Annotated in this window: 19 protein-coding genes; 14 read left to right on the forward strand and 5 right to left on the reverse strand. The window is 67.8% G+C overall.

The window, feature by feature from the left end; genetic code table 11:
- Positions 1-134 precede the first annotated feature (134 nt).
- The 14 genes from QMZ26_RS16735 (at position 135) to QMZ26_RS16800 (ending at position 15,915) form a co-directional block, all read left to right on the forward strand.
- Positions 135-683, forward strand: coding sequence for a molybdenum cofactor guanylyltransferase (locus QMZ26_RS16735; protein ID WP_283222108.1), 549 nt, complete (start codon positions 135-137; stop codon positions 681-683).
- Positions 680-1,048 (forward strand): hypothetical protein, encoded by a 369-nt coding sequence (locus QMZ26_RS16740; protein ID WP_283222109.1) that lies wholly within the window; start codon positions 680-682, stop codon positions 1,046-1,048. The genes QMZ26_RS16735 and QMZ26_RS16740 overlap by 4 nt, the downstream gene beginning before the upstream one ends.
- A 144-nt stretch (positions 1,049-1,192) precedes the next feature.
- Positions 1,193-2,611, forward strand: a complete 1,419-nt coding sequence (locus tag QMZ26_RS16745) for a NarK family nitrate/nitrite MFS transporter (protein ID WP_283222110.1) — start codon at positions 1,193-1,195, stop codon at positions 2,609-2,611.
- 71 nt (positions 2,612-2,682) lie between these two features.
- Positions 2,683-6,477, forward strand: coding sequence for a nitrate reductase subunit alpha (locus QMZ26_RS16750; RefSeq protein WP_283222111.1), 3,795 nt, complete (start codon positions 2,683-2,685; stop codon positions 6,475-6,477).
- Positions 6,477-8,027, forward strand: coding sequence for a nitrate reductase subunit beta (gene narH / locus QMZ26_RS16755; protein ID WP_200732081.1), 1,551 nt, complete (start codon positions 6,477-6,479; stop codon positions 8,025-8,027). The genes QMZ26_RS16750 and narH overlap by 1 nt, the downstream gene beginning before the upstream one ends.
- Positions 8,024-8,704: a nitrate reductase molybdenum cofactor assembly chaperone gene (gene narJ, locus QMZ26_RS16760; protein ID WP_079222085.1), complete on the forward strand. Its 681-nt coding sequence runs from the start codon at positions 8,024-8,026 to the stop codon at positions 8,702-8,704. The genes narH and narJ overlap by 4 nt, the downstream gene beginning before the upstream one ends.
- Complete coding sequence (gene narI / locus QMZ26_RS16765; RefSeq protein WP_079222084.1) at positions 8,701-9,408, forward strand: respiratory nitrate reductase subunit gamma; 708 nt, start codon at positions 8,701-8,703, stop codon at positions 9,406-9,408. Before narJ ends, narI begins: the two co-directional genes overlap by 4 nt.
- Positions 9,409-9,411: 3 nt before the next feature.
- A complete protein-coding gene (locus tag QMZ26_RS16770) occupies positions 9,412-10,317 on the forward strand; it encodes a peptidylprolyl isomerase (RefSeq protein ID WP_283222112.1) in 906 nt (301 codons plus the stop codon).
- Positions 10,318-10,341: 24 nt separating this feature from the next.
- Positions 10,342-11,673 carry a nitrate/nitrite transporter gene (locus tag QMZ26_RS16775; RefSeq protein WP_200732084.1) on the forward strand — a complete coding sequence of 444 codons (1,332 nt, stop codon included), beginning with the start codon at positions 10,342-10,344 and terminating at the stop codon, positions 11,671-11,673.
- A gap of 131 nt (positions 11,674-11,804) precedes the next feature.
- Positions 11,805-13,019: a coproporphyrinogen III oxidase gene (locus QMZ26_RS16780; RefSeq protein WP_283222113.1), complete on the forward strand. Its 1,215-nt coding sequence runs from the start codon at positions 11,805-11,807 to the stop codon at positions 13,017-13,019.
- An 11-nt stretch (positions 13,020-13,030) separates the two neighbouring features.
- On the forward strand, positions 13,031-13,807 hold the full coding sequence (locus tag QMZ26_RS16785; RefSeq protein ID WP_079222080.1) for a helix-turn-helix domain-containing protein: 777 nt from the start codon (positions 13,031-13,033) through the stop codon (positions 13,805-13,807).
- A gap of 19 nt (positions 13,808-13,826) precedes the next feature.
- Positions 13,827-14,570: a molybdate ABC transporter substrate-binding protein gene (modA, locus tag QMZ26_RS16790; protein WP_200732087.1), complete on the forward strand. Its 744-nt coding sequence runs from the start codon at positions 13,827-13,829 to the stop codon at positions 14,568-14,570.
- Positions 14,571-14,573: 3 nt separating this feature from the next.
- Positions 14,574-15,257, forward strand: coding sequence for a molybdate ABC transporter permease subunit (modB, locus tag QMZ26_RS16795; protein WP_108746815.1), 684 nt, complete (start codon positions 14,574-14,576; stop codon positions 15,255-15,257).
- Positions 15,247-15,915 carry an ATP-binding cassette domain-containing protein gene (locus tag QMZ26_RS16800; protein ID WP_283222114.1) on the forward strand — a complete coding sequence of 223 codons (669 nt, stop codon included), beginning with the start codon at positions 15,247-15,249 and terminating at the stop codon, positions 15,913-15,915. The genes modB and QMZ26_RS16800 overlap by 11 nt, the downstream gene beginning before the upstream one ends.
- A gap of 495 nt (positions 15,916-16,410) precedes the next feature.
- Here the strand turns inward: QMZ26_RS16800 and QMZ26_RS16805 are convergent, their stop codons facing one another.
- The 5 genes from QMZ26_RS16805 to QMZ26_RS16825 are packed head-to-tail and all read right to left on the reverse strand — an operon-like array spanning position 16,411 to position 20,570.
- The gene (locus QMZ26_RS16805) at positions 16,411-17,211 is read right to left on the reverse strand and encodes a class I SAM-dependent methyltransferase (RefSeq protein ID WP_283222115.1); all 801 of its coding nucleotides are present in this window, start codon (positions 17,209-17,211) and stop codon (positions 16,411-16,413) included.
- A 2-nt stretch (positions 17,212-17,213) separates the two neighbouring features.
- Positions 17,214-17,984 carry an ABC transporter ATP-binding protein gene (locus QMZ26_RS16810; protein WP_283222116.1) on the reverse strand — a complete coding sequence of 257 codons (771 nt, stop codon included), beginning with the start codon at positions 17,982-17,984 and terminating at the stop codon, positions 17,214-17,216.
- A complete protein-coding gene (locus tag QMZ26_RS16815; RefSeq protein WP_283222117.1) occupies positions 17,981-18,997 on the reverse strand; it encodes an iron ABC transporter permease in 1,017 nt (338 codons plus the stop codon). Before QMZ26_RS16815 ends, QMZ26_RS16810 begins: the two co-directional genes overlap by 4 nt.
- Entirely contained in the window at positions 18,997-20,070 is a 1,074-nt protein-coding gene (locus QMZ26_RS16820; protein WP_283222118.1) for an iron ABC transporter substrate-binding protein, read from the reverse strand. The genes QMZ26_RS16815 and QMZ26_RS16820 overlap by 1 nt, the downstream gene beginning before the upstream one ends.
- Entirely contained in the window at positions 20,031-20,570 is a 540-nt protein-coding gene (locus QMZ26_RS16825) for a DUF2478 domain-containing protein (RefSeq protein WP_283222119.1), read from the reverse strand. Before QMZ26_RS16825 ends, QMZ26_RS16820 begins: the two co-directional genes overlap by 40 nt.
- Between the last annotated feature and the right edge of the window lies 1 nt (position 20,571).

Genomic DNA, 20,571 nt, shown 5'->3' on the forward strand with positions numbered 1-20,571 from the left:
CCGGTACCGCCGGCCGGCGCAGCCACGCATGGCGTGGCTCTACTGACTGCGGGTTTCAGTAGATCCACGCCATGCGTGGATGGGGCCTTTCCGGTACCGCCGGCCGGCGCAGCTACGCATGGCGTGGCTCCCCCATGAACGCGCCGATGGCCGGCATCGTGCTGGCCGGCGGCCTGTCCAGCCGCATGGGGCGCGACAAGGCCATGCTGCCGTGGCAGGGGCGCACGCTGCTGGAACACATGCGCGGCCTGCTGATGCTGGCAGGCGCGGACCGGGTCTGGGTGAGTGGCCACTACCCGGCGTTTGATGGCATTCCCGACCGGGTGGCCCGCTGCGGCCCGCTGGGCGGCCTGTACAGCGTGGCCCTGCAGATGCCTGACGGCCCGGCGTGGGTGGTGCCGGTGGATACGCCACGCCTCACCCCCCGGCTGCTCCAGCAGTTGCGTGATGCCCATCCTGGCCGCTGCACGATCTATGACGGCCATCCGTTGCCAATGCTGTTTAATGTGGACCATGAAAGCCGTACAGTCCTTGAAAGCATGATCCACGATCCCCTTGGCCCGCGTTCCCTGCAGGCCCTGCAACATCGGCTGGGCGCACACACCGTGCGCCTGGCCCACGCCGACGAAAGCGCCCTGGTCAACTGCAACACCCCCGCCCAATGGGAGGATGTCGCCTCATGAAGGTGCAGCTGCAGGATCAAGCCATGCGTGTACGCCTGGACGAGGCCGAACTGGCCCAGCTGCTGGCCGGCGAATCAGTCGAGAACCTGACCCGGTTCGGCGGCAATGGGGGCTGGGGCACGGCGGTGTCCCTGCATGGCGGCGACCAGGCCGTGCTGCTCGACGGGGGCACCTACTGCCGGCTGGTACTGCCGCGCGAGGCGGTCGAAGCGCTGGCCGGGCGCCTGCCGTGCCGTGACGGGCTGGCCTTTCCGCTGTACCTTGATGACGGCACCACGCTGCAGCTGCAGTTCGATGTGGATGTGCGCGACAGCGTGCGCCAGCGCGGCGTGAGCTTCCGCAGCAGTTCCGGGTCAACGGTTTGACATTTGTCAGGGGCAGGGTGGATACCGGCCCCTGATTGATCCAGATCAACCCCGTCGAGGGCAATGCACGGCCTAATGGCTGCGTGACGACGGGTTACAACTTGAAAGCAGTACCCACGTCATTCCACAGCCTTGGAGCCATGTATGACCGTCGGTAGCGATCCTGTTGTCCCCAGCACTGCCCGATCCGGCCGCGTCATCAGCGACTGGATGCCGGAAGACGCCGGTTACTGGGAACGCACCGGCAAGCGGGTCGCCACCCGCAACCTGGTGATATCCATCCCCTCGCTGCTGCTGGCCTTCGCGGTCTGGGTGCTGTTCTCGGCGGTGACCATCAGCCTGCCGAAGATCGGCTTTCCCTTCAGCACCGACCAGCTGTTCTGGCTGGTGGCGCTGCCCAGCCTGTCCGGCGCCACGCTGCGCATCTTCTATTCGTTCGTCATCCCGATCTTCGGTGGCCGCCGCTGGACGGCGCTGTCCACCGCCTCGCTGCTGGCGCCGACGATCTGGTTGGGCTTCGCCGTGCAGGACCCGGCCACCCCGTACTGGGTGTTCGTGGCCATCGCGATCCTGTGCGGCTTCGGTGGCGCGAACTTCTCGTCGTCGATGTCCAACATCTCCTTCTTCTACCCCAAGCAGAAGCAGGGCCTGGCGCTGGGCCTGAACGCCGGCCTGGGCAACGTGGGCGTGTCGGTGGCGCAGGCCGTGATTCCGCTGGTCATCACCGTGGGCGTGTTCGGTGCCATCGGTGGTGCGCCGCAGCCCACGGTGGAAGGCGCGGCGCCGTTGTTCGTGCAGAACGCGGGCTTCATCTGGGTGCCGGCGATCGCGATCTGCGCCATCGCGGCGTGGTTCGGGATGAACGACCTGACCAGTGCCCGCTCGTCGTTCTCCGAACAGGCGGTGATCTTCCGCCGCAAGCACAACTGGCTGATGTGCTGGTTGTATATCGGCACCTTTGGCTCCTACATCGGCTTCTCGGCCGGCTTCCCGATGCTGGTCAAGAGCCAGTTCCCGGAGGTGAATCCGTTGGCCTACGCCTTCATCGGCCCGCTGCTGGGCGCGTTGATGCGTTCGGTGGGCGGCAGCATGGCCGACCGCTGGGGCGGCGCACGCCTGACCTTCTGGGTGTTCGCGCTGATGATCGCCGCCGTGTTCGGCGTGCTGCACTTCCTGCCCAGCGACGGCCAGGGCGGCAACTTCAACGGCTTCCTGCTCAGCTTCATGGCGCTGTTCGTGCTCAGTGGCATCGGCAACGGCACCACTTTCCGCATGATCCCGGTGATCTTCCGCACCCTGCATGAGCGCTGGGCGGCCAACGACAGCGCCGAGGGCAAGGCCGCGGCTGCGCACCAGGCCAGCATCGAATCGGCCGCGGTGGTCGGCTTCTCCGGTGCGATTGGCGCCTATGGCGGTTTCTTCATCCCCAAGAGCTACGGCTCGTCCATCACCTTGACCGGCAGCCCCGACATGGCGCTGTACGGATTCGTTGTTTTCTACGTCACCTGCCTGGCCGTGACCTGGTGGTGGTACTACCGGCGCGGTGCCGAGACACCCTGCTGACGACATGAAAACGCACCGCAGCCAATGAACACCTCAGCCACGATGCAGATGTCCGCAAAGGGAGACCCCCGATGAGCTATTTCCTCGATCGCTTGCAGTTCTTCAAGCGTGAACCCCAGACCTTTGCCGATGGCCATGGTTTTGCCAAGAGCGAGGGCCGTGACTGGGAAAACAGTTACCGCCAGCGCTGGCAGTACGACAAGATCGTCCGCTCCACCCACGGGGTGAACTGCACCGGTTCGTGCAGCTGGAAGATCTACGTCAAGAACGGCCTGGTCACCTGGGAAACCCAGCAGACAGACTACCCGCGCACGCGCCCGGACCTGCCCAACCATGAACCGCGTGGCTGCCCGCGTGGCGCCAGCTACTCGTGGTACCTGTACAGCGCCAACCGCCTGAAGTACCCGCTGATCCGCGGCACGCTGCTGCGCCTGTGGCGCGAAGCCCGCAAGAGCAAGGCTCCAGTGGATGCCTGGGCCAGCATCGTCGAGGACAAGGAAAAGGCGCGCTCGTACAAGACCCGCCGTGGCATGGGCGGCTTCGTGCGCCTGCAGTGGGAAGAGGCCAACGAGATCATCGCCGCCTCCAACCTGTACACGGTGAAGCAGTATGGGCCGGACCGCGTCGTCGGCTTCTCGCCGATTCCGGCGATGTCGATGGTGTCCTATGCGGCCGGCGCGCGTTACCTGTCCTTGCTGGGCGGCGCCTGCCTGTCCTTCTATGACTGGTACTGCGATCTGCCACCGGCCTCGCCGCAGATCTGGGGCGAACAGACCGACGTGCCCGAATCGGCCGACTGGTACAACAGCCGCTACATCATCGCCTGGGGCTCGAACGTGCCGCAGACGCGCACGCCCGATGCGCACTTCTTCACCGAGGCGCGCTACAACGGCACCAAGACGGTGGCGATCTGCCCGGACTACTCCGAGCTGGCCAAGCTGACCGACCACTGGCTGCACCCCAAGCAGGGCACAGATGCAGCACTGGCGTTTGCCTTCGGCCATGTGATCCTGCGCGAGTTCCACGTCGATTCGCCCTCGCAGTACTTCCAGGACTACTGCCGCCAGTACTCGGACATGCCGATGCTGGTGCGCCTGGAGCGCCGCGAGGATGGCCGGCTGGTGCCGGGCCGCTTCCTGCGCGCCAGCGAACTGGGTGGCCTGGGCGAAGCCAACAATCCCGACTGGAAGACCCTGGCCTACGACGAGAGCAGCGGCCAGATCGTGGTGCCCAACGGCTCGATCGGCTTCCGCTGGGGCGAGAAGGGCAAGTGGAACATCGAGGAGAAGGAAAGCAACGGCAGCGATACGCGCCTGCGGCTGAGCCTGGCCGAGGGCCACGAGGGTATCGAAGCGGTCAGCTTCCCGTACTTCGGCGGCATCGAGACCGACGGCTGGACCGCGGCCCCGGCCGAGGACGTGCTTGAACGCAACATCCCGGTGCGTCGCCTGGCCCTGGCCGATGGTGGCGAAACCCTGGTGGCCACGGTCTACGACCTGCTGCTGGCCCAGTATGGCGTGGACCGTGGCTTCGGCGGCGGCAACGTGGCCACCAGCTTCGACGACATGGTGCCGGGTACGCCGGCCTGGCAGGAGCGCATCACGGGCGTGTCGCGCGGCGAAGTGATCGAGATCGCCCGTGAGTTCGCCCGCACTGCCGACAAGACCCACGGCCGTTCGATGATCATCGTCGGCGCGGGCATGAACCACTGGTTCCACAACGACATGAACTACCGCGGCCTGATCAACATGCTGATCATGTGCGGCTGCGTGGGCCAGACCGGTGGCGGCTGGGCGCATTACGTGGGGCAGGAAAAGCTGCGCCCGCAGACCGGCTGGCAGCCGCTGGCCTTCGGCCTGGACTGGAGCCGCCCGCCTCGCCATATGAACGGCACCTCGTTCTTCTACTTCAACACCGGGCAGTGGCGCTACGAGAAGCTGCAGGTGGATGAGCTGCTTTCGCCGCTGGCCGATGCAAGCAAGTACAGCGGCAGCCTGGCCGACCTCAACCTGCGTGCGGTGCGCATGGGCTGGCTGCCCAGTACCCCGCAGCTGGACCGCAACCCGCTGCAGCTGGTGCGCGAGGCCGAGGCGGCCGGCGTGGCCCCGGCGGACTACGCGCTGGGCAAGTTCAAGGATGGCTCGCTGGACTTCGCCTTCGCCGACCCGGATGCACAGCAGAACCACCCGCGCATGATGTTCATCTGGCGCTCGAACCTGCTGGGTTCCTCGGGCAAGGGCCATGAATACATGCTGCGCCACCTGCTCGGCACGCGCCATGGCCTGCAGGGCAAGGACCTGGGCGAAATGGGCGCGATCAAGCCGCAGGAAGTGAAGTGGCATGACGAGGCGCCGGAGGGCAAGCTCGACCTGCTGGTAACGCTCGACTTCCGCATGTGCACCACCGCGCTGTACTCGGACATCGTGCTGCCGACGGCGACGTGGTACGAGAAGGACGACCTCAATACCTCGGACATGCACCCGTTCATCCACCCGCTGTCCAAGGCGGTGGACCCGGCCTGGGAGTCGCGCAGCGACTGGGACATCTTCAAGGGCGTGGCACGTACCCTCAGCGACATGGCACCGGGCGTGCTGGGCGTTGAAAAGGACCTGGTGCTGGTGCCGACCCTGCACGACACGCCCAACGAACTGGGCATGCCGTTCGGCGTGGCCGACTGGAAGAAGGGCGAGTGCGAGGCCATCCCGGGGCAGACCATGCCGTCGATGACCGTGGTCGAGCGTGACTACCCCAACCTGTACCGCAAGTTCACCTCGCTGGGCCCGCTGCTGGACAAGCTGGGCAACGGCGGCAAGGGCATGAACTGGGACACGAAGCACGAGATCGACTTCCTCGGCAAGCTCAACCATACCGTGCTCGACGAAGGCGTGAGCCACGGCCGTCCGGCCATTTCCACCGCCATCGACGCAGCCGAAGTCATCCTTCATCTGGCGCCTGAAACCAACGGCCACGTGGCAGTGAAGGCCTGGGAATCGCTGGGCAGCTTCACCGGCCGCGAGCACACCCACCTGGCGGTCGGCAAGGAGCACGAGGCGATCCGCTTCCGTGACATCCAGGCGCAGCCGCGCAAGATCATCTCCTCGCCGATCTGGTCGGGGCTGGAGGACGACAACGTCAGCTACAACGCGGGCTACACCAACGTACATGAGCTGATTCCGTGGCGCACGGTGACCGGTCGCCAGCAGTTCTACCAGGACCATGAGTGGATGATCGACTTCGGCGAGGCCTTCATGGGCTACCGGCCGCCGGTCAACACGCGCACGGTGGAGCCGCTGCTGAACCAGCGCCCGAACGGCAACAAGGAGATCGTGCTGAACTGGATCACCCCGCACCAGAAGTGGGGCATCCACAGCACCTACAGCGACAACCTGATCATGCAGACGCTGTCGCGTGGTGGCCCCATCGTGTGGCTGAGCGAGGATGACGCGCGCAATGCCGGCATCGTCGACAACGACTGGATCGAGCTGTTCAACGTCAACGGTGCGATTGCCGCGCGCGCGGTGGTCAGCCAGCGCGTGATGCCGGGCATGGCGATGATGTACCACGCCCAGGAACGCATCATCAACGTGCCGGGCTCTGAGATTTCCGGTACGCGCGGTGGCATCCACAACTCGGTGACCCGCATCGTGCTCAAGCCGACCCACATGATCGGTGGCTACGCGCAGCTGGCGTACGGCTTCAACTACTACGGCACCTGCGGCACCAACCGCGACGAGTTCGTGATCGTCCGCAAGATGGACAAGATCGACTGGCTGGACGATGAACAAGGAAGTTCGAGTGTCGCGAGCGCAGGACGCGCAGGAGCGACCGGTGAGGCTGTTCCTGCGGCTGCGAAGGAGGTGGTGTGATGAAGGTCCGTGCACAGATCGCGATGGTGCTGAACCTGGACAAGTGCATCGGCTGCCATACCTGCTCGATCACCTGCAAGAACGTCTGGACCTCGCGCGAGGGCGTCGAGTACGCCTGGTTCAACAATGTGGAAACCAAGCCAGGCATCGGCTACCCGAAGGAGTGGGAAAACCAGGACAAGTGGAATGGTGGCTGGGTACGCACGCGCGCCGGCAAGCTGGTACCCCGTGCCGGTGGGCGCTGGCGGATGCTGGCCAAGATCTTCGCCAACCCGGACCTGCCGCAGATCGACGACTACTACGAGCCGTTCGATTTCGACTACCAGAACCTGCACACCGCCAAGGACAGCCAGCACCAGCCCACCGCGCGGCCGCGTTCGCTGATCAGCGGCGAGCGCATGCAGAAGATCGAGTGGGGCCCGAACTGGGAGGAGATCCTCGGCTCGGAATTCAGCAAGCGCTCGCGCGACTACAACTTCAACGAAGTGCAGAAGGAGATCTACGGCGCCTTCGAGAAGACCTTCATGATGTACCTGCCGCGCCTGTGCGAGCACTGCCTGAACCCGGCGTGCGTGTCGGCGTGCCCGTCCGGTGCGATCTACAAGCGCGAGGAAGACGGCATCGTGCTGATCGACCAGGACAAGTGCCGTGGCTGGCGCATGTGCGTGTCGGCCTGCCCGTACAAGAAGATCTACTACAACTGGAAGAGCGGCAAATCCGAGAAGTGCATCTTCTGCTACCCGCGCATCGAGATGGGTGAGCCGACGGTGTGCTCGGAAACCTGCGTGGGCCGCATCCGCTACCTGGGCGTGATGCTGTACGACGCCGACCGCATCGCCGAGGCCGCCTCGGTGGCTGCGGAGAAGGACCTGTACCAGGCCCACCTGGACATCTTCCTGGACCCGGAAGACCCGGCGGTGGTCGCCGCTGCGCGCAAGGAGGGCATCCCGGACAGCTGGCTGGAAGCGGCCAGGCAGTCGCCGGTGTACAAGCTGGCCATCGACTGGAAGCTGGCCCTGCCGCTGCACCCGGAATACCGCACGCTGCCGATGGTCTGGTACGTGCCACCGCTGTCGCCCATCCAGTCCGCCGCCGAGCGTGGTCGTATCGGCATGAGCGGCGAGCTGCCGGACGTGGCGTCGCTGCGCATTCCGGTGCGCTACCTGGCCAACATGCTGACCGCAGGCGACGAAGCCCCCGTGGTGCGCGCGCTGGAACGGCTGATGGCGATGCGCGCCTGGCGCCGGGCCAAGAACGTGGACGGCGTGGAGGACACCGCCGTGCTGGACCAGGCGGGGCTGAGCATCGCCCAGGTGGAGGAGATGTACCGCTACCTGGCCATCGCCAACTACGAGGATCGTTTCGTGATTCCCACCGGCCACCGCGAGTATGCCAACGACGCCTTCGGTGAGCGTGGTGGCTGCGGCTTCACCTTCGGCAACGGCTGCAACGGTGACAGCCCGGCCGACCTGTTCGGGCAGCGCAAGGCCACCACCTTCGTGGTCAACAACGGGCCCAACCACCGGCGCCGCAAGGAGGTGGTGGAATGAGCGTCCTCAAGCTGGTCGGGGTGCTGCTGGACTACCCCCGTGATGAACTCTGGCAGCATGGCGATGAACTGCTGGCTGCCTGCGACCAGGCGGCACTCCCCGCCGCCCGCCGCCAGCAGCTGCGCGGCTTCGTGCAGCAGCTGCTGGACAGTGACCCGCTGGACGCGCAGGCGGCCTGGCTGGCGACCTTCGACCGGGGCCGTTCGATGAGCCTGCTGCTGTTCGAACACATCCACGGCGAATCGCGCGACCGCGGCCAGGCCATGGTCGATCTGGTGGAAACCTACCGCCGTGCAGGCTTCGAGCTCGATGCGCGCGAGCTGCCGGATTACCTGCCGCTGCTGCTGGAATTCCTGGCCCACCGGCCACAGGAGGAGGCCCGCGAATGGCTGCACCATATCGGCCACATTGCCGGCATGCTGGCCGCGCGTGCGGCCGAACGCACGCTGCCGCACGTACCGCTGCTGGAGATCCTGGTGGAGGCCGGCGACGGCAAGGTCAACCTGGAGGCGCTGCGGCAACGCGCCAGCGAAGAACCCCGCGACGACACGGCCGAGGCGATGGACCGGTTGTGGGAAGAGGAGGCGGTGCGCTTCGGCGCCGAAGCCCCTGCCGAAGACTGCAAGCCACCGACGCGCTCGCCCGGGCGTCCCGTGCACCGTGAGGTCCAGCCATGAACTACTACCTTCATCAATTCGCCTTCCAGTACTACCCGTACATTGCCGTGGCGGTGCTGCTGATCGGCAGCTGGGCCCGCTACGACAAGGCCATGTACACCTGGCGCACCGGTTCCAGCCAGATGCTGTCGGACAAGGGCATGCGGATCGGCAGCAACTGCTTCCACATCGGCATCCTGGCCATCCTCGGTGGCCACCTGGTGGGCCTGCTGACCCCGCATGCGGTGTACGAGCACTTCATCACCTCCTCGCAGAAGCAGATGCTGGCGATGGTGGTGGGCGGCGTGTTCGGTGCGCTGTGCTTCATCGGCATCAGCATCCTGCTGGTGCGCCGCCTGTTCAACGCGCGCGTGCGGGCCACCGGCAGCTTCGGTGACACGCTGGTGCTGGTGCTCCTGTTCGCCCAGCTGTGCCTGGGCCTGTACAGCATCCGCATCTCGTCCGGCCACCTGGACGGCGGCGTGATGGTGCAGCTGGCCGAATGGGCACAGCACATCGTCACCTTCCGTGCCGGCGCCGCCGATTACATCGAGGGCGTCAGCTGGGTCTACAAGATGCACATCTTCCTGGGCCTGACCCTGTTCCTGATCGCGCCGTTCACCCGCCTGGTGCACGTGTGGAGCATTCCGATCAGCTACCTGTGGCGGCCGTACCAGGTGGTGCGCCGCCGCCAGGCCCCGCTGCGCTACGGTCCGCGGGAGTAAGCCATGGGCAGCCTGCCGAAGTTCCTGCCGATCACCGTGATCGACTCCAATGCCTCGGTTCCGGCCGAGGTCCATTTGCACCACCACGACGCGGCGGAGCAGGGGCCGCGCTCGCTCGGGCAGCCGGCGCCGTGCCGGTTGTACGTGGACGAGACCGCGATCAGCGAGGCCGACATCGCCCGCGAGATGCAGCACCACCGGGCGATGCGCCCGGAGCAGTCGCGGGCCGAGGCGGCGCGTGCGCTGGTGGTGCGCGAGCTGCTGCGCCTGGAGGTGCGGCGGCTGGGCCTGCAGGCGCAGGAGGGCGGCCGGGTGAGTGACGAGGAGGTGCTGATCCAGCAGCTGATCGAGGACGCGATCGAAGACCGCGTACCCACCGACGAGGACTGCCGGCGCTATTTTGAACAGAACCCGGAACGCTTCCGCTCGCCCGACCGCGTGCGCCTGCGCCATATCCTGCTGGCGGCACCGGCCGATGACGTGGCCGGGCGGCTGGACGCGCGCAACGAAGGCGAGCGGCTGGTGGCCGAGTTGAAACAGGCCCCGCACCTGTTTGCTGATTTCGCCCTGCGCCACTCGCGGTGTCCCTCCAGCAGCGACGGTGGCGACCTCGGTTGGCTGCAGCGCGGACAGACTACGCCGGAGTTCGACCGCCAGGTGTTCCGCCTGCGCGAGGGCCTGGCCGGGTTCCCGGTGGAATCACGCTGGGGCTACCACGTGGTCTGCATCGACGCCCGCGAGGACGGCCAGCCGCAGCCTTTCGAAGCGGTGCTGCCGCAGATCCGCGACTACCTGGAACTGCAGGTGCGCCAGCGCGAGGTGCAGGCCTACCTGCTGCAGCTGCAGGAACGTTATCCGGTGCGCGGGCTGGACGAGATCGAAGCCGAAGCCGAAGCCGGGAACGGCTGACCGACCCTTGAGAAAGGAGATTGCATGAACCAGATCCTTGCCCCCGCCAGTGCCGGGCAGCAGCAGCGTGCGCTGTGGCTGAGCACGTTCGCCTTCACGGTGTGTTTCGCGGTATGGATGATCTTCTCCATCATCGGCATCCAGATCAGCGAGCAGCTGGGCCTGAGCGACACCCAGTTCGGCCTGCTGATCGCCACCCCGGTGCTGACCGGTTCCATCAGCCGGGTCTTCCTCGGCATCTGGTCCGACCAGTTCGGCGGTCGCAAGGTGATGGTGCTGGTGATGCTGTGTGGCGCGGTGGCGACATGGATGCTGACCTACGCCCACACCTACACCCAGTTCCTGTTCGCGGCGCTGTGCGTGGGCATCGCCGGCGGCAACTTCTCGGTGGGCGTGGCGTACGTCTCGCGCTTCTTCCCGGCCAGCAAGCAGGGTACGGCGCTGGGCATCTTCGGCGCCGGCAACATCGGCGCCGCGGTGACCAAGCTGCTGGCGCCGCTGGTGATGGTGGCGGCCGGCTGGACCATGGTGGCCAAGGTCTGGGCGGTGGCCCTGGCGGTCACCGCCATTCTGTTCTTCCTGTTCAGCAAGGAGGATCCATCGCTCGAGCAGCGCCGCCGCGACGGCGTCAAGCCGGTGCCGTTCGCCGAACAGATGGCCCCGCTGAAGAACCTGCAGGTCTGGCGGTTCTCGCTGTACTACTTCTTCGTGTTCGGCGGCTTCGTGGCGCTGGCGTTGTGGCTGCCGCACTACCTGGTGGGTGCCTACGGCATGGACGTGGGCCATGCGGGCATGCTGGCGGCCTGCTACTCCATCCCGGCCAGCCTGTTCCGCGTGGTCGGTGGCTGGATGTCGGACCGGATCGGCGCACGGCGGGTGATGTACTGGACCTTCGGCGTGTCGGCCATCTGCACCTTCCTGCTGGCCTACCCGGATACCGAATACGTGGTGAAGGGCATCCATGGCCCGATCCATTTCCACCTGGCCATCGGCGTGGTGATGTTCACCGTGCTGGTGTTCGTGCTGGGCTTCTTCATGTCGCTGGGCAAGGCGGCGGTCTACAAGCACATTCCGGTGTACTACCCGCATCACGTGGGCGCGGTGGGCGGTGTGGTGGGCATGATCGGTGGGCTGGGTGGCTTCATCCTGCCGATCGTGTTCGGCGCGCTCAACGATGCGCTGGGCATCTGGAGCAGCTGCTTCATGCTGCTGTTCGTGCTGGTGGCTACGGCGCTGGCATGGATGCACTTCGCGATCCGCCGGATGGAGCGTCGCCACTTCCCGCAGATCGACCGCGAGACCGATCTGCCCGAAGCGATCGATGCGGCGGCGGCCGATCGTGCACGCGGCAGGTAGCCGGGTTTGCCGGCCAGTGGCCGGCACTACCGGGTGCGCGTGCCGGCCGCTGGCCGGCATGTATCCCGCCGATGCACCACGCTTGATTTCAATCAGGGCAACGCGAAGAGGGACGCCCGAAGATGTCTGCCATGAGCTTCCACGTCGACCCGAGTGAGGACACCGCGCTGCAGGCAGCATTGCTGCAGCAACCCCGCCACGTGCTGTTCCCGGCGGCCGACCAGTTCAGTGCCGGCTTCGGCGAGAGTGGATGGCGCGGCGCGCTGCGCGCCAGCAACGAGCACCTGATCCCGCGCGGGCTGACCCTGGGCTTCCAGGCCGGCCGGGCAGGGCAGGCGGCAGCCGCGTCCGGTTATCTGGATACCCTGCTGACCGCCTTGCGGCGCCAGGCCGATGCGCTGGCCGACGATCGCGAGGTAGTGGCCATGGTGCTGCAGCTCGGCCTGGCCGACGTGCTGGCGCCGGTGGCGGTGGGCCAGTTGCTGGATGCGGTGCCACAGCAGCTGCGCACCGTGGCCCGGCCGCAGGTGGAGGTCCGGGTGGATGCCGGCAGCACGCTGCCACCGTCGCAGCTCCGCGCCGTGGGCTGCACCCGTTTCAATGTGATCGACCGTGCTGATGCGCCGGGCCCGACCCTGCTGGCGCAATCGCGCCAGGTCGGGTTCACTGCACGCTACTACCAGTTCCGCGTGCCGTCGGCGGAGGATCGTGGCTACATCGAGCGCGTGCATGAAGTCCTGGCCGAGGCACCGGAACGCATCCTGTTGCCGGCACCGTGTGCCGTGCCCGAAAGGCCCGCTGCCGATGCGTGGCTGCAGACCTGGCGGCTGCTGCGCGACGCCGGTTACGTGGCCATCGGCGGTGACCACTACCAGCGCGGCGACCTGCCGGACCCGAACGGGCCGGGCGATGGGCAGCGCCACTGCGACCTGGCCGGCGTGCCACGCCGTGACCGCAGCGACTTCGTCGGCCTGGGCCTGGCGGCCTGCAGCCAGATCGGCGAGGTGTTCTACCGGCTGGAAGACGACCTGCAGGCCTGGCAGGCGCGCCTGCAGTCCGGACAGATCGGAGTGACGGCTGGCCTGATCCTGTCTGAACAGGAGCGACTGTCATCCGAGGTGGCGCAGAGCATCGCCTGCGACCATTCCGTCGATGCTGCGGCGTTTGAATGGCGCAATGGCGTCGCGTTTGATGCGTGCTTCACCGATGCACTGCCGGCCCTGGATCCGCTGCTGGCGCGCGGCTGGGCCCACTGGGACGGGCGCGTGCTGCGCCTGGCCGAAGAAGGGCACCTGCTGTGGCGTATGATGGCGGCATGTTTCCGGCCGGCGGCCGCCATCGCTTGAGTGTCGCTTCGATGTCCTTGACTCCGCCTTCCCGCGGCCGCCTCGGCCAGGCCACGCCGAACCCCGCCGCCGCCGATGATGGCGACGCCCTGCATTTCTGCAGTACCTGCGCGTTTTCCGATGCCTGCATGTCGCAGGGCTACGACAAGACCGCGCTGGGTGACCTGCACGTGCTGGTGGATCATGTCGGCCCGTTCCACGCGGGTGATTACATCTTCCGTGCCGGTGAACAGTTCGATTCGATCGCCGCGGTGCGCGCGGGCATGGTCAAGACCTTCGTCGATGACAGCCAGGGCAACGAGCAGGTGCTCGGTTTCAGCCTGCCCGGCGAAGTGATCGGCCTCAATGCCATCCATGGTTCGCGCTTCCCCTGCAATGCGGTAGCGCTGGACACGGTGCACCTGTGCCGCATCTCCTTCCCGAAGCTGAGCCTGCTGGCCACGCGCATGCCCGGGCTGCAGGCCAAGCTGTTCAGCCTGCTCAGCGCGGAGATCGGCAAGGTCGCCACGCTGGCCGCCAACCACCGCACCGAGGAACGCATGGCCGCGTTCCTGCTGGACATGTCCGAGCGTTACGCGCGCCGTGGTTTTTCCGCCACGCGCTTCAACCTGACCATGGCCCGCACCGAGATCGCCAACTACCTGCGCATGGCGCCGGAGACCGCCAGCCGCGTGCTGCGTCGCCTGAGCGATGATGGTGTGATCGCGGTCAAGCAGCGTGAGATCCTGCTGCTGCAACCTGAGCGTCTGGCTGCCCTGGCGGTGGCCGACGAATCCGAGCCAGACTGAATCCTGACGGGAGCCGATGATGAAACGTGCTGGACTGTTGTTGCTGGGCCTGCTGGCCGCACTGCCGGCATGGGCCGCTGACCTGACGGTGTCGGCGGCGTCGAGCCTGACCGAGAGTTTCCGCGAACTGGGCGCGGCCTACGAGAAGGCGCACCCGGGCACCAAGATTGATTTCAACTTCGCTGCGTCCGGGGTGCTGCTGCAGCAGATCAGCCGCGGTGCACCGGTGGATGTGTTTGCGTCGGCCGACGAGACCACGATGGGCCAGGCCGAACAGCAGAAGCTGCTGGCGCCCGGCACCCGCGAGGTGTTCGCGGTGAACGCGCTGTGGGTGGTGGTGCCGCCGCAGGCCAAGGCTGCCCCGCGTGCCCTGAAGGATCTGGCGGGCGGCAGCGTGCAGCGCATCGCGCTGGGCAACCCGGACAGCGTGCCGGTGGGCCGCTATGCCAAGGGGGCGCTGGAAAAGGCGGGGCTGTGGCCGGCGGTGCAGGGCAAGGCCATTACCACCCAGAACGTGCGCCAGTCGCTGGATTACGTGGCGCGCGGTGAAGTGGATGCGGGCTTCGTCTACGCCACTGATGCGCAGGCCATGCCCGACCGCGTGCGCCGCGCGTTTGAAGTGCCGGTCGCCGGTCGCATCGCCTATCCGCTGGCGGTGGTCCAGGCCAGCACGCAGCCGGCCGAAGCCAAGCGCTTCACGGCCTTCGTGCGCTCGCCGCAGGGCCAGGCGATCCTGGTCAAGCACGGATTCGGCAAGCCCTGAGGCATGGATCTGGATTGGAGCGCCCTGGGCCTGTCGCTGAAGGTGGCCGGCTGGGCCACCGCGATCAATCTGGTGCTGGGCGTTGCGCTGGGTGCGCTGCTGGCGCGCAGGCGCTTCCCTGGCCGTGAGCTGCTGGATTCGATACTGACCCTGCCGATGGTGCTGCCGCCCACGGTGCTGGGCTACTACCTGCTGGTGCTGATCGGCCGCAACGGTCCGATAGGCGTGTGGCTGCAGTCGTGGTTCGGCATCAACCTGGTGTTTACCTGGCAGGCGGCGGTGATTGCCGCAGCGGTGGCCTCGCTGCCGCTGGTGTTCAAGCCGGCCCGCGCCGCGTTCGAAGGCGTGGATGGCCAGCTCGAGAATGCGGCACGCACGCTGGGCGTGTCCGAGGCCGCGGTGTTCTTCCGCATCACCCTGCCGCTGGCCTGGCGCGGCATCCTGGCCGGCCTGCTGCTGGCGTTCGCGCGGGCGATGGGCGAGTTCGGTGCGACGTTGATGGTGGCGGGCAGCATTCCTGGCCGCACGCAGACGCTCTCGATTGCGATCTATGAAGCGGTGCAGGCCGGGCAGGATGGCAAGGCCAATGCGCTGGTGATCCTGACCTCGGTGGTGTGCATCGTCATCCTGCTGCTGGCTGCGCGGCTGGTAGGCGGGCGCCGGCAGGAGCTGCGCGATGTGGCTTGATCTGCAGGTTCACCGGCCGATGCAGGCGGGCAGCACGCAGTTCGTGCTGGACGTGGCGCTGCAGTGCCGGCAGCGGCAGGTGGTGCTGTTCGGCCCCTCCGGTGCGGGCAAGAGCCTGACCCTGAAGGCCGTGGCAGGCCTGCTGCGGCCTTGGCACGGCCACGTGCGGCTGCAGGGCCAGGTGTTGTTCGACAGTGCTGCGGGGGTGAACCTGCCACCGCAGCAACGCCGGCTGGGCTATGTATTCCAGGACTACGCGCTGTTCCCGCACCTGAGCGTGCGGCAGAACGTGGCGTTCGGGCTGCAGCGCGGCTGGTTCAATCCCCGCCGCGCCGTGCGCAATGATGCGGTGGAGCGCTGGCTGCAGGCCTTCCGCATCGACCACGTGGCCGATCTGCTGCCGTCGCAGGTGTCTGGCGGCCAGCGCCAGCGTACGGCGCTGGCACGGGCGCTGGTGACCCAGCCGCAGGCGCTGCTGCTGGACGAACCCTTCGCTGCACTGGACCACGATCTGCGCCAGCACCTGCGCCAGGAGCTGGAAGCGGTGCTGGATGAGACGGGCATCCCGCTGCTGCTGATCAGCCATGACCCGCGCGATGTCGAAGTATTCGGCCAGCAGGTGGCCCGCGTCGTTGACGGCCGTATCGTCAGTGATTGACCCGCGTCTGTAGAGCCGAGCCCATGCTCGGCTGCTCTTCGCGTTGCCGCCAACGGCAGCCGAGCGTGGGCTCGGCTCTACAGAAACGGTAGCGCGGTGGATGCCCGTCCAGCGCCGTGTCGGTGCCATGCCAAACCGATCAGGTGGCCCGCGTCGTGGACGGCCGCATCGTCAGCGATTGAACGGCGTCTGTAGAGCCGAGCCCATGCTCGGCTGCTCTTCGCGTTGCCGCCAACGGCAGCCGAGCGTGGGCTCGGCTCTACAGAAATGGTAGCGCGGTGGATGCCCGTCCAGCGCCGTGTCGGTGCCATGCCAAACCGATCAGGTGGCCCGCGTCGTGGACGGCCGCATCGTCAGCGATCGACCCGCGTCTGTAGAGCCGAGCCCATGCTCGGCTGCTCTTCGCGTTGCCGCCAACGGCAGCCGAGCATGGGCTCGGCTCTACAGAAACGTTAGCGCGGTGGATATCCGCCGGGCATGGCCCGGCGCTACCGGTCAGCCGTCCGTCGCCCACTGGATGAACGCCCAGCGCCGTGTCGGTGCCATGCCAAAGCGATGGTGCGGTGAGCGGGCATACCATGCGCGCACGCGGTCCTGCTCGTCCTCATCCAGTGCACCGAACAGGTCCACCGCCTGGCGCACCAGGCCATCGGCATCCTGGCCCACGTCGCGCACCGATTCGGGCAGGTAGTCCACCTGCGGCTCGCGGCCCATGTCCAGCAGCATGTTGATCGGGTAACGGTGATCGGGCATCGGCACCCACTCGCGGCCCAGCAGCTCGGCCAGTTCCGTGACACCGGCACGCGGCCCGGTGGCGAAGGTGATGCAGGCGCGCTGCCGTGCATGTGCATCCAGCCGGCGCAGCGCCGCTTCCAGGTCGGGCACCATCAGCGAGCGCGAGGCGATGGCCAGGTCGCAGCGCGGCACGGCCTGCCAGTCATCGGTCCAGGACAGCGGCCACGGCGTGACATTGCCGATGCTGTCGCGCTCGATGGCCGCGCGCAGTCCATCAAGCATGCCGCTGCTGTAGTCGAGTGCATGCACGTGCTCCACCTGCGCGGCGATGGGCAGGCTGAGCAGGCCGGGACCGCAGCCCACGTCCAGCACGGTGGCAATGCCAGTGAGATCGAGCCGGGCGAGGAAGGCCTCGCTGTAGTCATCATGCCGGCGCTTCCAGCTGGACTGCGCCGCCCGCGCGTCCCAGGCGCTGGCGGGCTTGGGCTGGAAGCCGCAGGCCAGCAGGTGCTGGCGGTAGCGGGCACTGTGGTCGATGGGCTGGGGAAGCGGGGTGTTCACGATCATGCTCCAGACGCGGGAAGTGCGGCGGCGACGCGGGCAGCATCGACGCCATAGAGAGCGGCCAGCCGCGCGGGCGTGGCGATCTCCTGCGCGCGACCGAGCGCGGTCAGGCTGCCCGCCGCCATCAGCGCGATGCGATCGGCCACCTGCAGCGCGTGCTGCGGTTGATGGGTGGACAGCAGCACCCCGATGCCGCGCCCGGCCAGGCGGCGCACGGTATCGAGGATATGCAGCTGGTTGCCGAAATCGAGACTGGCGGTGGGTTCGTCCATCACCAGCAGCTGCGCCTGCTGGGCCAGGGCGCGGGCGATCAGCACCAGCTGCCGTTCGCCCCCGCTGAGGGTGGTCACGGTGCGGTCGGCCAGCGCCTGCAGGCCCAGTTCGCGCAGGCAGTCTTCGGCGATCGCTTCATCGGCGCGGCCGGGTGCGGCCAGCAGGCCGAGGTGCGCAGCGCGACCCATCGCCACCACGTCGCGCACGCGCCAGGCAAACGGCAGTGGCGCGGCCTGGGGCACGTAGCCCATGCGCCGCGCGCGTGTGGCGCGGTCAAGCCCGCGCAGCGGCTGGCCCAGCAGGCGTACCTCGCCGGCTACCGGCGGCAGCAGCCCGAGCAGGGTACGGAACAGGGTGGTCTTGCCGCAGCCGTTGGGGCCGAGCAGGCACATCACTTCGCCCGGCTGCACCGACAGCGCGAACGGTGCGCCCAGTGCCACCCCGGCATGGCCGATCACCAGGGCGTCTGCATCCAGCAGCGACGGGGGCGGGCTCATGCACGACGCTCGCTGCGCGCCAGCACCAGCAGGAAACAGGGCACGCCGACGAAGGCGGTGAGGATGCCCAGCGGCAGTTCGATCGGCGCCACGATGCGTGCCAGCGTGTCGGCCGCCAGCAGGAAGCTGGCGCCCAGCAGCAGGCTGGCCGGCAGCAGGCGGCGGAAGTCCGCGCCGACCAGCAGGCGGGCGATGTGCGGGACCACCAGCCCGACCCAGCCGATGATGCCCGCCAGTGAAACCGCCGCGGCGGTGCACAGCGTGGCCGCTGCGATCAAGGTCCGGCGCAGCGGCGTCACCGCTACGCCCAGCGCGCTGGCTTCTTCGTCGCCCAGGCTGAGCAGGTTGACCCGCCAGCGCAGCAATACCAGCGGCAGCAGGCCGATCAGCAGCAGCGGCGCAGTTACCCGCAGATCATCGGTGACCACCGCGTTCAGGCCGCCCAGCAGCCAGAACGTGATGGACGGCAGCTGGGTGTACGGATCGGCCAGCAGCTTCAGCAGCGAAATCCCCGCGCCCAGCAGTGCGGAAACCGCTACGCCGGCCAGCACGAGCACCAGCACCGGATCATGCCGGCGCACCAGCGCGGCCACCATGCAGACCAGGCCGACCGCACCCAGCCCGCCCGCAAAGGCAATGCCCTGGACCAGCAGCATCGGCAGGCCGAGGAACAGGCCCAGCGAAGCGCCGAGGCCGGCACCAGCGGAGACGCCAAGGATGTCCGGCGAGACCAGCGGGTTGCGGAACATGGCCTGGTAAGCCGCGCCGGCAGCAGAGAGCACCGCGCCGATCAGCACCGCCGTCAGAACGCGCGGCAGGCGGATATGCCAGAGCGCGGCCTGCACTGCCGGAGGACTGGGCTCGCCGATGCCGAACAGCTGCCAGCCGATGGCCTGCAGCAGCGCGCCGGGCCGCACGGGGAACTGGCCGACCGAGAACGCCGCCAGCAGCATCGCCAGCAACAAGGCCCAGCCACCCACATGCCAGGCCCAACCAGGAAGCGGACGCCGCATCAGCTGCGCGGGTCCAGGTGGCGTGCGATGTCGGCGGGCAACGGTTGGCCCCACAACAGCAGATGCAGTGCCGCCAGCCTTGCGTGCAGTGCGGCCGGTGCCAGTGCCGGCGCTGCGCCGGGGTGCAGCTTCGACAGCAGCCAGGGCAGGCCCGGCAGGCGGTTGATGCCCGGCGGGCCGTCCAGCCAGCCGAAAGGCAGCACCGGCGCGCAGTGCAGGCGCCCCTCGCGTACCGCGCGCAGGGCCCGCCAGCGCGGATCCTGCACGGCACGTGCGGCAAAGCCGGCATCCTGGGTCAGGATCACGTCCGGGTCCCAGGCCAGCAGCTGCTCGAACGACACGCGCGCCAGGCCACCGCTGCCGGCACTCGCCGCCACGTTGCGGCCGCCACAGAATTCGATCACCTCGGTATTGATGGAGCCGGACAGGCCGCTCTCCAGGCCATCGCTGCCGCGGCCGTAGTAGACGGTGGCGCGGGAGGCGGGCGGACGCGCGGCCAGCACCTCGCGCACCAGTGCCAGTTGTGCCTCGGCGGCCTTGGCCAGCGCTTGGCCGCGCGCAGGTACGCCCAGCAATCTGCCGACGTGGCGCAGCTGCGCGGGATGGTCGGGCAGCCGGCCTGCGATCAGCTCGAAGGGGATAGCGGTCTGCTTCCAGACGCGCTCGGCGCCGTCGCGGTAGTTGGCATCGAAATCCCCGGCGTCCAGCACCAGGTCCGGCTGCAACGACAACAGGCGTTCCAGGCTGACGGTGCTGCCACGGCCGGCCAGGCGGCCGACCACGGGCAGGGTGCGCAGCGATGCCGGCAACTGCGCCAGGGCATCCGGCGAAACCTTCATCGGCCAGCCGAGCAGGCGGTCCGGCGCCACGGCGGCGATCAGCACGGCGGCCGGCGGACCGGCCGCGAACACGCGCCTGGGCGTGGCCTTCGGCGCACCCAGGCGCAGCACGCGTTGGGCGGGCATGGCCAGCAGTTCTGCACTGGCGGCCAGCAAGGGTGCCAGCGCGAAGGCCTGCAGCAGCGCACGCCGCCTCATGCCGCCGCCACCGGTGTGCTGCGGCAGGCGTTCCACCAGCGCTCCAGTGCATCGGCGTCGGCGGGCAGTTCGGCGGCCAGCCCGCCGGTGAACTCGCGCCAGGCCTGCAGATAGGGCAGCTTCACTGCGGTCAACACGGGAATGTCGGCCATCATCAGCGCCAGCAGTTCGTCGGCCATGCCGCCGCCTTCCGATTCCAGCGTGCCGAAGCGGTTGGCGATGGCCAGCTCGGCAGGTTCCTGCAGGGCACGACGCAGTACGACACTGGCATCGGCGATGCCGCCCGGATCCAGGTTGCAGCCGCAGGACGCCGGGCCGAGCGCCTGGCTGATGGGGTAGCGTGAGCCGGGGTCGGTCACGTCCATCAGCGCCATGCGCTTGCCGTTGGCAGTGGGTTCGTGTGGCAGGTGCACCAGCCCGCGCACGCGTACCCCGGCAGCCAGCTGGCGCGCGGCGAACGCGGCCAGCAGCCCATCGGGTTCGCCGCTGTGGTCATGCACGATCGCGGCGATGCGCGGTGTCGGGGTGGTGCCCATG

It is taken from the genome of Stenotrophomonas sp. PFBMAA-4 (assembly GCF_030053215.1).
Classification (GTDB): Bacteria; Pseudomonadota; Gammaproteobacteria; order Xanthomonadales; family Xanthomonadaceae; genus Stenotrophomonas.

Coding starts and splice junctions, on each gene's coding strand:
- QMZ26_RS16735 (WP_283222108.1), top strand. CDS start 135: ATGAACGCGCCGATGGCCGGCATCGTGCTGGCCGGCGGCCTGTCCAGC.
- QMZ26_RS16740 (WP_283222109.1), top strand. CDS start 680: ATGAAGGTGCAGCTGCAGGATCAAGCCATGCGTGTACGCCTGGACGAG.
- QMZ26_RS16745 (WP_283222110.1), top strand. CDS start 1,193: ATGACCGTCGGTAGCGATCCTGTTGTCCCCAGCACTGCCCGATCCGGC.
- QMZ26_RS16750 (WP_283222111.1), top strand. CDS start 2,683: ATGAGCTATTTCCTCGATCGCTTGCAGTTCTTCAAGCGTGAACCCCAG.
- narH (WP_200732081.1), top strand. CDS start 6,477: ATGAAGGTCCGTGCACAGATCGCGATGGTGCTGAACCTGGACAAGTGC.
- narJ (WP_079222085.1), top strand. CDS start 8,024: ATGAGCGTCCTCAAGCTGGTCGGGGTGCTGCTGGACTACCCCCGTGAT.
- narI (WP_079222084.1), top strand. CDS start 8,701: ATGAACTACTACCTTCATCAATTCGCCTTCCAGTACTACCCGTACATT.
- QMZ26_RS16770 (WP_283222112.1), top strand. CDS start 9,412: ATGGGCAGCCTGCCGAAGTTCCTGCCGATCACCGTGATCGACTCCAAT.
- QMZ26_RS16775 (WP_200732084.1), top strand. CDS start 10,342: ATGAACCAGATCCTTGCCCCCGCCAGTGCCGGGCAGCAGCAGCGTGCG.
- QMZ26_RS16780 (WP_283222113.1), top strand. CDS start 11,805: ATGAGCTTCCACGTCGACCCGAGTGAGGACACCGCGCTGCAGGCAGCA.
- QMZ26_RS16785 (WP_079222080.1), top strand. CDS start 13,031: ATGTCCTTGACTCCGCCTTCCCGCGGCCGCCTCGGCCAGGCCACGCCG.
- modA (WP_200732087.1), top strand. CDS start 13,827: ATGAAACGTGCTGGACTGTTGTTGCTGGGCCTGCTGGCCGCACTGCCG.
- modB (WP_108746815.1), top strand. CDS start 14,574: ATGGATCTGGATTGGAGCGCCCTGGGCCTGTCGCTGAAGGTGGCCGGC.
- QMZ26_RS16800 (WP_283222114.1), top strand. CDS start 15,247: ATGTGGCTTGATCTGCAGGTTCACCGGCCGATGCAGGCGGGCAGCACG.
- QMZ26_RS16810 (WP_283222116.1), bottom strand. CDS start 17,984: ATGAGCCCGCCCCCGTCGCTGCTGGATGCAGACGCCCTGGTGATCGGC.
- QMZ26_RS16815 (WP_283222117.1), bottom strand. CDS start 18,997: ATGCGGCGTCCGCTTCCTGGTTGGGCCTGGCATGTGGGTGGCTGGGCC.
- QMZ26_RS16825 (WP_283222119.1), bottom strand. CDS start 20,570: ATGGGCACCACCCCGACACCGCGCATCGCCGCGATCGTGCATGACCAC.